This window comes from Maritalea sp. YIW29, assembly GCF_057219265.1.
The window spans coordinates 1,762,181-1,777,624 of sequence record NZ_JBXVVF010000001.1 but is presented as its reverse complement, the minus strand read 5'-3'; the positions used below and the strand labels follow the sequence as shown (position 1 = coordinate 1,777,624).

General features: G+C 51.5%; 12 protein-coding genes. 10 read left to right on the top strand and 2 right to left on the bottom strand.

Annotated features, from left to right (window positions below):
- Positions 1-33 precede the first annotated feature (33 nt).
- Positions 34-1,281 carry an EAL domain-containing protein gene (locus tag AC2D8L_RS08625; RefSeq protein ID WP_484685036.1) on the top strand — a complete coding sequence of 416 codons (1,248 nt, stop codon included), beginning with the start codon at positions 34-36 and terminating at the stop codon, positions 1,279-1,281.
- 22 nt (positions 1,282-1,303) lie between these two features.
- Positions 1,304-2,161: a TIGR01459 family HAD-type hydrolase gene (locus AC2D8L_RS08620; RefSeq protein WP_484685035.1), complete on the top strand. Its 858-nt coding sequence runs from the start codon at positions 1,304-1,306 to the stop codon at positions 2,159-2,161.
- A 13-nt stretch (positions 2,162-2,174) separates the two neighbouring features.
- On the opposite strand, the gene AC2D8L_RS08615 is transcribed toward AC2D8L_RS08620, so the two are convergent.
- Both AC2D8L_RS08615 and AC2D8L_RS08610 read right to left on the bottom strand, forming a co-directional pair.
- Positions 2,175-2,813, bottom strand: a complete 639-nt coding sequence (locus AC2D8L_RS08615) for a protein phosphatase CheZ (RefSeq protein WP_484685034.1) — start codon at positions 2,811-2,813, stop codon at positions 2,175-2,177.
- Entirely contained in the window at positions 2,814-3,206 is a 393-nt protein-coding gene (locus tag AC2D8L_RS08610; RefSeq protein ID WP_484685033.1) for a response regulator, read from the bottom strand.
- A 212-nt stretch (positions 3,207-3,418) separates the two neighbouring features.
- Here AC2D8L_RS08610 and AC2D8L_RS08605 point away from each other — a divergent pair, with 212 nt between their 5' ends.
- The 8 genes from AC2D8L_RS08605 to smc all read left to right on the top strand — a co-directional run bounded on the left by AC2D8L_RS08605 (position 3,419) and on the right by smc (position 15,444).
- Entirely contained in the window at positions 3,419-4,390 is a 972-nt protein-coding gene (locus AC2D8L_RS08605; protein WP_484685032.1) for a bifunctional riboflavin kinase/FAD synthetase, read from the top strand.
- Positions 4,391-4,728: 338 nt separating this feature from the next.
- Positions 4,729-7,683 (top strand): isoleucine--tRNA ligase, encoded by a 2,955-nt coding sequence (gene ileS, locus AC2D8L_RS08600; protein WP_484685031.1) that lies wholly within the window; start codon positions 4,729-4,731, stop codon positions 7,681-7,683.
- Positions 7,684-7,687: 4 nt separating this feature from the next.
- Positions 7,688-8,161, top strand: a complete 474-nt coding sequence (gene lspA, locus AC2D8L_RS08595) for a signal peptidase II (RefSeq protein WP_484685030.1) — start codon at positions 7,688-7,690, stop codon at positions 8,159-8,161.
- Positions 8,162-8,250: 89 nt separating this feature from the next.
- On the top strand, positions 8,251-8,892 hold the full coding sequence (locus tag AC2D8L_RS08590) for a hypothetical protein (protein WP_484685029.1): 642 nt from the start codon (positions 8,251-8,253) through the stop codon (positions 8,890-8,892).
- A gap of 48 nt (positions 8,893-8,940) precedes the next feature.
- Positions 8,941-10,578 carry a pseudouridine synthase gene (locus tag AC2D8L_RS08585; protein WP_484685028.1) on the top strand — a complete coding sequence of 546 codons (1,638 nt, stop codon included), beginning with the start codon at positions 8,941-8,943 and terminating at the stop codon, positions 10,576-10,578.
- 23 nt (positions 10,579-10,601) lie between these two features.
- Entirely contained in the window at positions 10,602-11,153 is a 552-nt protein-coding gene (gene rsmD, locus AC2D8L_RS08580) for a 16S rRNA (guanine(966)-N(2))-methyltransferase RsmD (RefSeq protein WP_484685027.1), read from the top strand.
- Positions 11,154-11,262: 109 nt separating this feature from the next.
- Positions 11,263-11,955 (top strand): thioredoxin domain-containing protein, encoded by a 693-nt coding sequence (locus AC2D8L_RS08575; protein WP_484685026.1) that lies wholly within the window; start codon positions 11,263-11,265, stop codon positions 11,953-11,955.
- A 30-nt stretch (positions 11,956-11,985) separates the two neighbouring features.
- Positions 11,986-15,444 (top strand): chromosome segregation protein SMC, encoded by a 3,459-nt coding sequence (gene smc, locus AC2D8L_RS08570; RefSeq protein ID WP_484685025.1) that lies wholly within the window; start codon positions 11,986-11,988, stop codon positions 15,442-15,444.

Sequence of the window (15,444 nt, the reverse complement as noted above, 5' to 3'; positions counted from 1 at the left end):
AACGGATTCTCGTTGATAAGGGAATGAACAGTCTTGCGTGCGATCGTTTTGTTTTTTGTGGCAGTTGCATGCCTAAGCATTGGCATTACAGCCTATTTTGCTTTGGGCTTTACGCTTATCGAGGCTTTTTTGGTCACGATCGTCGCGTTTCTGGCCAGTTTTGTGCTGGTTGAGGCGCTGTTTCGTCGCCGCACAGAGACCTATTTGGCCCAACAAACCGAAGAAATCGCGCGACAACTCTCAACAATTGCCAAAACGAATGAACTCGTGAGCGACCAAGTTGCTTTTCTTTCTAGCCTGAACATGAAAGACCGGTCTGACAATTTGGAAGCGGATGTTTCTGTTCTAGGCACCGTGGTGCGTCAACTGGCTGAAGCGGTTGCCGAAATGGAAGAATTACAAAATAGCACCGCGCAGGCTCAACCCCAAAATGTAGCCCCGATGGCGGCGGCTGGTCCCGACGAAGCGGAAAGCGGTGGGTTTGAAATTGTTCAAGGCACCCAACCTGTTGTTTCGATTGAAACAGTTCAGAAAGCGCTAGCGAACAATCAGATTGAGCAATATTTGCAGCCGATTGTGACCTTGCCCCAACGTCGCACCCTCGGCTACGAGTTGATGCCAAAGCTCTATACGGATGACGGTGTTCTGCACGATGCAGAAGATTTCCTACATCATGAAGATCAAACCGGCACAATTTCAGAGCTGGAGCAATTCCTCCTGCGCCAAGCCACCAATATCGTTCATCGGGCAAACATTACCGGCGAGCCGACAACATTATTTGTGCCAACGTCTAGCGCGCTGCTGGGCGACAAAGTGGCGTGCGAGAGCATAAGCTCAATTCTGCTATCAAATCGAGCGGTTGCGGCGAGCCTAATTTTGCAGATGCCAGAGGCATTGTATGAATCATTGAGCAGTTCACAACGGCAATCCCTTGCGGGACTGGTGAAGAACGGCGCCGGCATCTGCCTTGAAAATGTGCGTTCTCTGCGTTTGAGTTTCCAACAATTGTCTGATCGTGGCGTGCGGTACGTTAAAGCAGATGCGGCCAGATTTGTTGAAGATCCGCTCAATTACACTGATTTCCACCGGGCCGACTTGGCAGACTATATTGAACGGTTTGATATTGGGCTGATCATGGGCAATGTCACCAATGAGGACGAAGTTCTGGAATTGTTGGACGACAGAATTCCTTTGGCGCAAGGCAGTCATATTGCGGCTGCATCGCCGGTTCGTCCCGATCTAACAGGCGAAAAGAAATCCAATCGACGCGCCGCACGGTAATTCTGATAAAGGCTCTATTTACATGACAACGTCTATCGAACGGTGCGGCTTACGTGCTCTTGGCGATATGTTCAACGTCGCATTTTGCGATGTGTGGGGCGTTTTGCACAATGGTGAACGAGTGCACCAAAAGGCTGTTACCGCTTTGCAAAATTTCCGCCGCGCTGGTGCTGCAGTGATCATGGTGACGAATGCCCCAAGGCCGTCTGGTGAAATCAAAAGTGAGCTGCTGGCGATGGGCGTGCCCCAGGATGCTTTTGACGCATTGGTGAGTTCTGGCGAAGTAACCCGCGACCTCATCGCCGCTTATCAGGGCAAAACCATCTATCGACTTGGGCCGCAAAGTGATGATGGCCTTTTTGATGGCATAAACGTCAAATTTGGGCCGCTGGAGCAGGCCGACGCCATTGTGTGTTCGGATTTGGAATATGGCCGCACACCAGAAGATTATTCGGATGAAATTCTAGATTGGAAAAACCGCGGCTTGCCATTCATCTGCGCCAACCCGGATAAGTTCGTCGAAATTGGCGACCAGCTCATCTATTGCGGCGGCGCGTTAGCAGATATCTATGAGGAGGTGGGCGGCAATGTCATCATGGCCGGAAAACCGTTCCCACCAATTTATGAAAAAGCCAGCCAGCTGGCGCTTAAGACGCGCGGCATTGCACTGAAGGACCAAAAAATCGTTGCGATTGGCGATAGTGCGCGAACGGATGCAACAGGCGCTGCAAGAATTGGCGCGGGATTTTTCTTCATCTCGGGTTCAATTCATGCCCATGAATTGGGCGAGCTGAACGCACCAAATGAAGAAAAAATCAAAAAACTATTGGCCCCGACAGGCGCCAATAGTGTGGGCTATAGCCCATTTTTGGAGTGGTGAGGAAACTGAGCCGCTAAAACATGGCGTCGACGGCTTCTTGGTTGATGCCTTCGCCTTCGTTTGCTGGGCCCCGAACAAGCCGCGATTTATTGCGTTTTTCACTTTCACTGACTTTTGAAGCTACGGTCGTAATTTGATTGCTCTCAATCATATGACACAATAACTCAATGCGCTGTTCGATCACTTCCACGGTCTGAATGACCCTGGTGACGCGTTGGCCGGTTAAGTCTTGAAACGTACAGGCTTCAAAAATCGCCATCATGTGCTGTTCGACGGAAGTTGTGTATTCAGCCGGGTCAGTCTTGTCCGCCGCAACTACCTTTTCTGCGATATTCATGATGGTGTTTGTCGCCACTTCAGTCGCCGAAACAATCGCCGAAAGTTCTCGACCCATCTCTGGAATGCGGCGGGAGAAAATGTCGTCGGCACCAACTTTGGATAAGTCACCGCGCAGTTCCTCAATCGATTCAAGCATTTCCTTGAGCTCTCGATACATCGATTTATCAAGGCTGCGCACAAGAGGTTTCAGGGCAGAGGTGACTTTTTCTGCCATTGCGATGACTTCGCGCAGCGGAATTGGGTTTTCTTCGACCGTTTCCAACGACGCATTGTGATCCGGGATTGTGCCTGTTTCAGGTGCGACATGGTTCATTTACGCCACCTGCTGTTGAAAAACAGCCTCTATTTTGCCAAGCAATATCTCAGAGGTGAAAGGTTTGATGATGTAGTTGTTAACGCCAGCACGCTTCGCCGCGATCACATTTTCTGTTGCGCTTTCGGCGGTGATCATGATGAATTTGGTTTCGGCCGTTTCCGGATTGGAGCGCACGGAGCGCAACAATTCAAATCCCGTCATTGGCTCCATGTTCCAATCTGAAATAACAAGGTCATATATGTTGTTTTCAAATTGCTTCAACGCAGCCTGACCATCAGAGGCCTCATGCACGTCTTCAAAGCCAAGTTGTTTGAGTAGATTGCGCAAAATCCTGAGCATCGTTGCATAATCATCAACGATTAGAATGCGCATGTTTTTGTTTAACTCCATGGTTGGTCCCCATTACCTTTTTCCAACACGTACTCCCCAGATCATATCCGGTTGCCCTGAAATGGATGTAAACCAACCCCTGCGTGAAACTACATAGGTGGGGCGATGCGACTTCTGTAAATCTCGTGCTTGCAAAAATTCACACAAAAGGGCAGGTTGCAGCGCAACATTTGAAGTGTCTGCCTGTGAAGGCAAAAAGGATCAGCGCAACTATGGCGTTTTCAATTATTGAGGACCTTTCTCAGTTCCCTGCAGAATTGCGCGGTGCGGTAATTGCAATTGGTAATTTCGACGGCTGTCACTTGGGTCACCAAACGGTTTTTGCGGCCGCCCGGAATAAAGCTAAATCATTGGGCAAACCAGTACTGGTGCTGACTTTTGAACCCCACCCGCGTGATGTGTTCGCCCCAGAGCCATTTATGTTCCGCTTGACCGAGCGTGACCAGAAGGCACGACTTGTTGAAGCTCTTGGATTTGACGGCGTGATTGTGCTACCATTCAACAAAGACTTAGCGGGCAAAACTGCCGAAGAATTTGTGGCCGACTTCTTGGTTGATTCTATTGGCGTAAGTGCTGTTGCGGTGGGTGCCGATTTCCATTTCGGCAAGAAACGGGCCGGCACGCCAGACTTTTTGGCCAAGTCGGGTGCCGGACACGGCTTTGAAGTGAAAATTTGCCAAATGCTGGACGATCACGCTAAACCCATTTCTTCTTCGCGTGTGCGCGATGCTTTGCGGATTGGCGATGTTCCATTGGCCAACAGCTTGCTGGGCTATCATTTCTTCATCACCGGCGAAGTAAGCCATGGCGACAAACGGGGTCGCGAATTGGGATATCCAACCGCAAACATTTCCCTGTCGCCATTTGAAGGGCTGAAACTCGGGGTCTATTCGGTTCGGGTGTTGCATAATGGCAAACGGTATGACGGGGTTGCGGCCTATGGTCGTCGTCCTATGTTTGACAATGGCAAGGCGCTGTTTGAAACCCACATCTTTGACTTTAGCGGTGAGATTTACGGCGACAAACTTGAAGTTGCGATGACAAAATATTTGCGCGGCGAAAAGAACTTTGACGGCGTTGACCAACTGATCGCGGCGATGGATCAAGATAGTATTGATGCCAAGCAAAATCTAGCGACCGAAAAAGCATTGAGCCCCTTGGATAGTGAATTGGGTTTCTTTTGATTTTGCAGAGAGATAAGTAAGCGTTTATTGACTTATGGGCCCATTTTGCATTATTCGAAGTGACCGAAATAGAGTTTTTAGGCAAATGAACCCCACGTTCAATAAAAGCTTTGGCTATCAAGATGCGCAAATTAAACTGCGCTCTATAGCTAGTGGGGCATTCTATCCCATACCGCGAATTACCAGCCGGCCTTCGTAAGCTGGCGCAAATACGCGCAGCACGAAGTGTCGGATGACTTCAAATTTCGCCAACAGATTTGCTGGAGACAACTTTACTTAGGCGTTTCCCCCTCAAGATGGCGAGCAATTCGATTTCCAAAATACGGATCTGATCCAAAATGACCGATCAACAAGATGCTACCGATGCAGGACAGCCTGCAGAAAAAAAAGACTATTCTGACACGCTCAATTTGCCCAAAACTGACTTTCCAATGCGCGCTGGTTTGCCTAAACGCGAGCCAGGTTGGCTAAAGCGTTGGGAAGACATGAACCTTTATCATGACCTGCGCGAAGCCTCAAAAGATAAAGAGAAATTCACGCTGCATGACGGCCCACCATACGCAAATGGCAACATCCATATCGGCCACGCGCTAAACAAAATCCTCAAAGACATCATTGTGCGCTCGATGCAAATGCAAGGTTTCAACGCGGCCTATACGCCGGGTTGGGATTGCCATGGCTTGCCGATCGAGTGGAAGATCGAGGAAAAATATCGCGCCAAGGGCAAGAATAAAGACGAAGTGCCGGTCAACGAGTTCCGCAAAGAATGCAGAGAGTTCGCTGGCAATTGGGTGGACGTGCAACGCGAAGAATTTAAGCGCCTTGGCGTAAATGGTGATTGGGATGATCCATACATCACCATGAGCTACGACGCGGAAGCGCAAATCGCGCGCGAATTGATGAAGTTCTCGATGTCCGGTCAGCTTTATCGCGGCTCAAAGCCTGTCATGTGGTCTGTGGTAGAGCGCACCGCTTTGGCGGAAGCTGAGATCGAATATCATGATTACGAAAGTGACGCGATTTGGGTGAAGTTCCCCGTTAAGGCCGCTGGCGGCACCAATGATCAAGAAGGCTTGCTCGAACATTTGCTCGATGCGGCGGTCGTGATTTGGACAACGACCCCTTGGACCATCCCAACCAACCGCGCCATCTCTTATTCGAATTCTATTTCTTATGGCCTCTACGAAGTTACTGAAGCGCCTGAAGACAATTGGGTCAATGTGGGTGAAAAACTGGTGCTTGCGGACGCGCTGGCCGCAGACGTGTTTGCAAAAGGTCGGGTTGAAGCATTCAATCGCATTGCCAACGTGCCAGCAGATGTTTTGGCTTCTGTCGAATGCGAACATCCGCTTGCGGGCCATGCGGACGCTTATAATCATACAACGCCATTGCTTGATGGCGATCATGTGACCGATGAAGCCGGAACTGGTTTCGTGCATACAGCGCCGGGCCATGGTCGAGATGACTTTGAAATCTGGATGAACAATGCACGTCAGTTGGAAGCACGTGGCATTGATACGCGCATTCCATTTTGCGTTGATGATGGTGGTTATTACACCAAAGATGCACCCGGATTTGAGGGCGCGCGGATCATCGATGATAAGGGCAAAAAAGGCAAAGCCAACCAAGAGGTAATCACCGAGCTTGCCGCACGCGGTAACATGGTTGCCCGTGGCCGTGTGAAGCACCAATATCCCCATTCTTGGCGCTCTAAGAAACCGATCATTTTCCGCAATACGCCGCAATGGTTCGTCTATATGGATCGCGATATTGGCGGTGAAGGCGACACATTGCGTACGCGTGCACTCAATGGCGTCGACAAAACACGCTTTGTGCCTGAATTGGGCCAAAACCGTCTCCGCAAAATGGTCGAAGGCCGTCCTGATTGGGTGCTTTCGCGCCAACGCACTTGGGGCGTGCCGATCTGTGTTTTCGTCAAAGAAGACGGCACAGTTCTTAAGGACGAGAACGTCAACGAGCGCATTGCTGCAGCTTTTGAAGCAGAAGGTGCAGACGCATGGTTTGAAGACGGCTCAGCCGCTCGTTTCTTGGGCAGTGACCATGACGCCAATGAATGGCAAATGGTCACGGACATTTTGGACGTATGGTTTGACAGTGGTTCAACCCACGCCTTCGTTTTAGAAAAACGCGCTGACCATGCTTGGCCCGCTGACGTTTATCTTGAAGGTTCCGACCAACATCGAGGTTGGTTCCAATCTTCATTGTTAGAAGCATGTGGTACCCGGGGCGTACCGCCATTTAAAACCGTGATTACCAATGGCTTCACGATGGACAAAGATGGTCGCAAAATGTCCAAGTCTTTGGGCAATATCGTTGCGCCACAAGACATCATCAAACAATATGGCGCCGACATTTTGCGCCTTTGGTCAGCTTCGATTGACTTCACTGAAGACAGCCGCGTTGGTGACGAAGCAATCAAAACAACTGTGGATGCATACCGTAAAATGCGCAACACGCTCCGCTTCTTGCTGGGCAGCCTTGCTCACTTTGAAGAAGCAGACAAAGTTGATGCTGCGGACATGCCAGAGCTCGAGCAATATATGTTGCACCGGGTGGCGCAGTTGGACAAAGAAGTGCGTGACGCCTACACCAATTATGACTTTAAACGGGTGTTCTCAACTCTGTTTAATTTCATGACGGTGGACCTCTCGGCATTCTATTTCGATATCCGCAAGGACGCGCTTTATTGTGATCCAAAATCTAGCGTAACACGCAAATCTTCGCTCACGGTCTTGAACACGCTTTATGATTGCCTGACCGCATGGTTGGCCCCAATTATGGCCTTTACGATGGAAGAGGTTTGGTTGGAGCGTCATCCTGAGGATGGCTCGTCTGTGCATAAACGCCAGTTCCCTGATGTACCCGCAAGCTGGTTGAATGGCGATCTAGAAACCAAGTGGCAAAAGATCAGAAAAGTTCGCCGGGTTGTCACCGGCGCGTTGGAAATTGAGCGTCGCGAAAAACGCATTGGTTCATCGTTAGAATCTGCACCAGACATCTACATTTCTGATGCTGATTTGTACGTGGCGTTGCACGGCCAAGATGCGGCTGAAATCGCCATCACTAGCCAAGTGAATGTGCTGCAAAACGAAGGCCCAGCTGACGCGTTCCGCTTGGATGAAGTGCCCGGCGTTTCTGTGGTGCCCAAAAAGGCGACGGGCAACAAATGCGAACGGTCTTGGAAAGTGTTGCCAGAAGTTGGTACAGACAAAGACTATCCAGATGTAACTTTGCGTGATGCACAAGCATTGCGTGAATTGGCTGGAGCATAACAACATGAAGGCAAATTTCGCCCACAAGTCGATTTTTGCCTTCGTTCTGGCTGCGCTGATCGATCAGGTTCACAAATTTTACATGATCAAAGTGCTGGGCTGGCAGGGGGGTGAATATGTCACCGTCACGCCCTTCTTCGACTATGTTTTGGTCTGGAACCCCGGCATCTCATATGGCCTATTTGCAGCCATTCCTGCATGGGGATTAATCGCCATGATGCTGCTGGCATGTGCTGGGCTTACCTATTGGTGGGCGACATCACCCTCCAATTTGGTGCGTTGGGGGTTGGCGATTACCCTTGGCGGTGCCATTGGCAACATCATGGACCGGATTTTTTATGGCGCAGTGGCGGATTTCTTTTCGTTCCATGCGTTTGGCTATAACTGGTATATTTTTAACCTTGCTGATGTAGCAATTGCGCTTGGCCTTGCGGCTTTAGTGTGGGATATGTTTACGTCACGTGGCAGTGAAACCTAAAAAATGCCCCATTCTACCTTTAGCGGCAGTGGGGCAGTTACGAGCATCAAACAATGTTTGTCGATGAGTTAGAGTTAAGGACGCAACGCATGAGTGTTTCAAAAATCAATTGGTCGATGAAATCGGCAGGGCGTCCATTGCGGATCGTTGGCTTGTGCATCTCTGTTCTGGCTTTGGCTGCATGTACTACGGTTGAAGGTACAAACGCGTTTAAGGATGGCGAAACATTTGAGCGTGAAGTGCTGACCAGCACCGCGCAAGGCCTTGGCCTTATTCCTAAAGAAGCGAAAAAGGACGTGAAGTCCAAGCGTGCGCCATTAGTGTTGCCGAAGGACGCAAAGTTCCTGCCAATTCCAACCAGCAAAGTCGCTTCGGCTGAATTGCCAGAAGATAGTGATAAGGTTTTGCTGGACACAGAAAAACTCACCGCAAACGAAATTCGCCTATTGCGCGGCGCGCGCGTTGTGGATTTGAATTCTGCGACGCAATCTGGTCGCGCATTCACGCCAACAGAAATGGCTGAGATTGCACGCCGGTTCCGCGAACAGCGTGAAGCCTATGCTAAGGCACGAACAAGCGGCAAAAATCGTCCGCTCTATTTGCCGCCAGAACGCTACTTCACCAAAGTTGGCGGCGACGATTTGATTTGTTTGGCTGAAAATGGCGATTTGGTGCCTCTAGACAGCGCTTTGTGCCCCGCGGAGATACGTGCGGCATTGCAAGGCAACTAACAAACCGCTACACCGCGCCAACAGAGTTTCTCATTTCGGAGCCAAATGATGGCGACTGACAAAAAAAGCGCGCCTGAAAAATCGCGTGATGGCGAGCGGATCGCCAAGGTAATTGCCCGTTCTGGCTATTGTTCTCGTCGTATGGCGGAAACATGGGTCGAAGAGGGCCGCATTTCGGTCAATGGCAAGGTGATTAAAACGCCAGCTTACAATGTAACCGAAAAAGATCGCATTTCCATCGACAGCAATCCGTTGGCTAAAAAGGAACCCACTCGCATGTGGGCCTATTATAAGCCAGCCGGACTTGTGGTCAGTGAAAGCGACCCGGATGGTCGCCCAACAGTGTTTGAAGAGTTCGACAAAGCTGATTTGCCGCGTGTGTTGACCATCGGCCGATTGGATATCAACACAGAAGGCTTGTTGTTGCTGACCAATGAAGGTGGCCTCAAGCGCGTTCTGGAATTGCCAGCAACCGGATGGACCCGCCGCTACCGCGTGCGCGCCCATGGTCGTATCAGCCAAGAGAAACTGGATGAACTTAAAGACGGTATCACCGTTGATAAAGTTCACTATGGTCCAATCGAAGCCAAGCTGGAGCGCCAGCAGGGCGCTAACGCTTGGATTATCGTTTCGCTCAAAGAGGGCAAAAACCGCGAAGTCAAAAATGTGCTGGCGGCACTGGGGCTCGACGTTAATCGCCTTATCCGCATGTCATATGGTCCCTTCCAGCTCAATGAGATGAAGGAAGGCGAAATCCAGTCGATCAAGGCACGCGTGATCAAAGATCAGCTCAGCGCAAAAATCATTAAGGATGCTGGCGTCGATTTTGAAGGCGACACCGTTCAAGTGCAAAGCAAAGCGCCGACTAAGCGTGGTCAAAAACCAGTTCGCGGCAAACCCCATGGCCGTGTTGATCGCCCGGTGCGCCCAGTGCGCAAAAAGTTCGAACAAAAAGCACCCGTGGACGAGGGACCAAAGTCTCGCGTGTTGTTCGACGATGGGCGCGCTGAATTTATCGACACGCCTTTGACCAAAGAAGAACGCGAAGAGCTTAAGGCAAAACGCTTTGGCGGTAGTCGAGACGACGATCGTCGAGGTGGAAAATCTTTCGGTAAGCGAGACGACAAGTTCTCGCGGAATAAAGACGATGACCGCAGCAGCCGGAAACCGCGCCGTGAGCCTGAAGGCCGTGTCCATTCGGATACGAAACCAGCAAGCAAGAACAAATCATTTGAAGAACGCGGCGGACGACCACAATCGGCCAAAACGCGAGGCCCGCGTCGTGATGACCGAACTGCAAACGATCGCCGTGGCGCATTTGTAGCCCGAGAAGATGGATCTGCCCGAGAAGGCGCGTCAAACGCTCGCGGTGGCAGTTCTTCTGATCGTTCAGACACTCGCGGACGCAGCGGTAAGAGCAAAACATTCGTCTCTGCATCTCGTGATGATGGCCGAGGATATGGCAAATCCCGCACAGGTGGCAAACCAGGCGGAAGCAAATCAGGCGGCAATAGACCCACTAGTGGGCGCCCCACAGGCGGCAAACCGGCAGGTGGCAAACCTACAGGCAGCAGACCTGCGAGCGGCCGACCTACTGGCGGTAAACCAGCTGGTCGCCGCCCGGGAAATGCTAGCGCAAATTCGAACCCGAACCGTCGCGGTGCGCCGCCCAAAACACGCAAATAGCACACGAATATAAGGTTGAATGTATGCGCATTGTTGCAGGAAAATTTCGCGGCAAATCACTGCATAGTCCAGAAACGGACGAGATCCGCCCAACGTCGGATCGGGTGCGCGAAAACTTGTTCAATATTCTCGCAAACCATTTCGGCCCAACATTTCATAAAGTGCGTGTGCTTGATCTTTTTGCCGGCACTGGCGCGTTGGGTTTGGAAGCCCTTTCGCGCGGAGCCGAACACGCGACGTTTGTTGATACTGGCGTTGAGGCACGGGCATTGATGCGTGAAAATATTCAAGATTTTGGTGTTGCAGGCCAAGCCCGTATGCTGCGCCGTGACGCAACCGACCTTGGGCAAGTTCAACGCATTCCACCCTGCAATCTGGTCTTTTTGGATCCTCCTTACAATCAGGGCTTGGGCGAAAAAGCCCTCGCAGCTGCGCTCGCCGGTGGTTGGGTTGCAGACGACGCGATCATAGTTTGGGAAGAAGCAAAATCGGCGGAAATCACCATTCCTGATGGTTTAACTGAGCTTGATCAACGCAAATATGGCGACACTAAAATCTCTATTTTGCAGCGCTAAAATAAAATCAATCACATCAAAGTGAGGTGAGGGCGCGATTTTGCCCTCTTGCGGCCACGTTTCACATATGTAACATCACAAAACAAAGAAAAATATGGAGTTTGGTGACGTGAAATTCAACCGTAGAACAGCCCTAGTGACTGGTGCTAGCTTTGGTGCCCTTATGCTTGCGGGTTGCGACAACCCTGCGAACACAGAGGCCAACGCCCAAACTCAAGTCAATTCAGACAACACCGCATCAGGCGGCGAAGAAATTACCCGCACCGGCGATTTGATGAAGCCGCTCGGTTTTGAAGACAAATGGTTGGGCGACGAAAACGCCAAAGTCACAATCATTGAATATGCATCGCCTACTTGCCCACACTGCGCGACATTCCATACGCAAGTCTTCCCTGATTTCAAAAAAGCCTTCATCGATACGGGCAAGGTTCGCTTCTCAATGCGTCCGTTTTCACGCTCGATTTTGGACGCCGTTGTGTTCATGACAGCAGCTTGCGATGACCCTGCCGCCGACTATTACAAGCTAACCGGCGCATATTTTGAAACCATGCGTTCTTGGGCCACAAGTGAGAATTCCAAGGCTGCGATGGCTCAAGTGGCAATAAATAACGGATTTACACAGGAATCATTCGAAGCTTGCTTGACAAACCAAGAGCTTTTCAAAGGATTAGAGAAGACACGTAATCAAGCTTTGGAAGAATTTGGCTTGGACGCAACGCCGACATTTTATGTGAACGGCAAAAAGCTGGCTGGAGTAATATCGGTTGAAGATTTCGCCAAAGAGATCGACCCACTATTGTAGTTTAGCGCTCCTTCCGAATTTGGGGGCGCGATGAAGTTTTCGCGCCTTCGCCTCACAGGCTTCAAATCATTCCCAGATGCAACCGACCTTCATCTCGAACCGGGCCTAACCGGCGTGGTGGGGCCAAATGGATGTGGCAAATCCAATCTTGTAGAAGCTATGCGCTGGGTTATGGGTGAAAACTCATTCAAAAACATGCGCGCCTCGGGCATGGACGATGTGATTTTTGCGGGATCTGCAAATCGCCCGGCTAGAAACACTGCCGAAGTTACCCTTTTCCTCGACAATAAAGACCGCACCGCCCCGGCGGTTCTCAACAATTCCGACGAACTAGAAGTCACCCGCCGCATTGAGCGCGAGCACGGCTCAGTTTATCGGGTTAACGGCAAAGAAGTGCGTGCCCGTGATGTGCAATTGCTGTTCGCGGATGCGTCGACCGGCGCCCGGTCGCCGGCGATGGTGCGTCAGGGTCAAATTGGCGAACTGATTTCCGCCAAACCAAAACAACGCCGTGCGATTTTGGAAGAAGCTGCTGGCATATCTGGCCTACATTCTCGTCGTCATGAGGCGGAACTGCGATTAAGAGCTGCTGAAACCAATCTGGAGCGGGTCGACGACATCATCGCGGCCGTTGAAATCCAGCTGGAAAATCTAAAACGCCAAGCCCGACAAGCGACGCGTTATCGTGGCCTTTCCGGTGAAATTCGCAAAGCTGAAGCCACGCTTTTGCATCTGCGTTGGGTTTCGGTGAAGGTTAAAGAAAAAGAGACTGAGGCGAACCACGCGCGGCTTGGTTCGCTATTGGCTGACGCTACCCATCTGGACCTTGCGGCCAAGAAAAAGCTGGAGGCGTCTGACGCGCAATTACAGCCCCTGCGTCAAGCAGAGGCAGAGGCCGCCGCGACATTGCAACGGTTCAAAATTGCCCTCACGCAACTTGAAGAAGACGCCAAGCGTGCAAATCAACGCAAAAGTGAACTTGAAGGCCGTTTGGTACAAGTCAAAGTTGACGCACAACGCGACACAGATTTGATCGCTGAAAGCCAAGAACTGGTCACCAACCTTGACGAAGAAGAGGCCCAGCTCAACCGCGATGCGGCGAGTGCATCTGATGACAATGTCAAAGCGCAGCAGGATGCAGAGACTACAAAGAGCAAAGTGATTGCCGCTGAATTGGAGCTGCGTGAAAAATCAGACCGATTAAGCGAAATCCGCGCGCATAAATCCTCTACCCAACGCTCGCTTGAAGATGCAAAGACGCGGTTGGAAAAGCTGAACAAGCAACTCGTGGATGTTGCGGATGAGGCGGAACGGATCGTCAAAGCACTGTCGGAAGATAAGACGCTGCAAGCACGGCAAGATGCATTGGCCAACGCGCGCGCGGAGGCGGAACGCGCAGAAGCGGAAGCCGATAAAGCAGAGGTCGCAACCCGGCAAGCTGATATCGAGCTGACCGAAGCGCGACCTACCCTAAATGCCATTGAAGCAGAAATCACCAAGCTTGACGCCGAGGCCCAAGCCATCAGCAAAATGCTTGATCTACACGACCAATCTTTATGGCCTGCTATTGTCGACGCTTTAGAAGTAAAACAGGGCTATGAAACCGCATTAGGTGCGGCGATTGGCGATGATTTGGATGCGTCCTCTGATGAAGCGGCGCCGCTCTTCTGGTCAAAACCTGCCGACCACAGTGCAGATGCATCCCTTCCAAGCGGTGCTGAACCGCTAAGTCAATTTGTGACGGGGCCTGCTTTGTTGACCCGACGTTTGAACCAGATTGGCGTGATTGAAAAAGCGGATGGTGAGCGCCTGATGTTGGCGCTGAGCCCCGGGCAAACTCTGGTAACCCTTGAAGGCGATTTGTGGCGTTGGGACGGTTTTATTGCACGGGGCGATGCCCCAACGGCTGCAGCGCAACGATTGGCGCAACGCAACCGCTTGGCGGACATTGATGCGGAACGGCAGGTCCATGGGGTGAAGCTAGAAGCTGTGCGCGTAAATGTGCAGCAAAAATCAGAACGTTTGGCCGCCTGTCGCGAGCAAGAGCGCCAATATAGAGACATCTATAAAGAGGCCCAGCGGGCCATCAACGCGGCTCAGGCTGCAGTAGAAGCAGCCCAAAAGGGCTTAGTTGATCTCACCTCGCGCCGTTCTGCGTTAGAGGAAGCGACAATCCGGCTTAAGTCCAGCCGTGATGAAGTTGTGTTGGTGGTGCAAGACGCTGAAGCGTCATTGTCCAATATTGAAGACGATCAAGATTTGGCACGCGCCATCGAGGCGCAAAACGCAAACCTCACGAGATTGCGTGAGCAGGCAGACCAAGCTCGGTTGCGCTTAGCAGGGTTTGAAAATGCGGCCCGTATGCGCGAGCAGCGTTTGGGCCGCATCGCCAACGAGCGCGGGTCTTGGCATAAGCGCCTGAGCGACGCCCAAGCACATCTTGCTTCCTTGTCGTCGCGCCAGCAAGAAATTGAAACTCAGCTTGCAGAGTTACAAAGCGCGCCGGACCAGTTCGCCGACCAGCGTCGTGCGCTTGAAGACAAAATTGAAGACGCTGAATTGGCGCGTCAACGTGCAGCGGACCACGTGGCGAAGGCTGAAACCGAACATCGGGACCAAGACCGCGAGGCACGCGACGCGATTGCGGCCCTTTCAAAGGTGCGCGAAGAAATCGCCCGTATTGAAGAGCGCCTGAAATCGCTTGGTCAGCAGCGTTTGCAGGTCGAGCAGAATGTGGTTGAAACGCTCAATGTTAGTGCCAACCGCACGGCGGAAATTGCAGGTTTAAAACCCGAGCAGCAATTGCCAAATGAAAATGCGATTGAAGCCAAATTGGACCGACTGAAGCGCGAGCGCGAACGGCTGGGCGGCGTCAACTTGCGGGCCGAACAAGAAGCCACCGAAGTTCACGAAAAACTCGAAACCATGGTGACCGACCGAGAAGACCTGATTGCGGCCATTGCCAAATTGCGCACCGGTATTTCAAACCTCAATCGTGAGGGACGTGCGCGGCTTACTGAAGCATTTGAAAAGGTCAATGCGCACTTCAAGGAACTGTTCACCCAACTGTTCGGCGGCGGCACTGCGGAGCTGACCTTCATTGAAAGCGATGATCCGCTGGAAGCCGGTCTTGAAATCATAGCCAAGCCACCAGGCAAAAAACCGACGACTATGACGCTTCTCTCGGGTGGCGAGCAAGCGCTGACGGCCATGTCGCTGATCTTCGCGGTATTCCTCACCAACCCCGCACCGATTTGCGTGCTAGACGAAGTTGATGCGCCCCTGGACGATGCAAATGTCGAGCGTTTCTGCAACTTGTTGGATTCAATGAGGGCTAAAACCGAAACCCGCTTTGTGGTCATTACCCACAACCCAATCACCATGGCCCGCATGGACCGCCTATTCGGTGTCACCATGGCCCAACGCGGTATTTCGAATTTGGTTTCGGTTGATCTGACAACGGCTGAGACGTTCCTGGAAGCTGGCTAG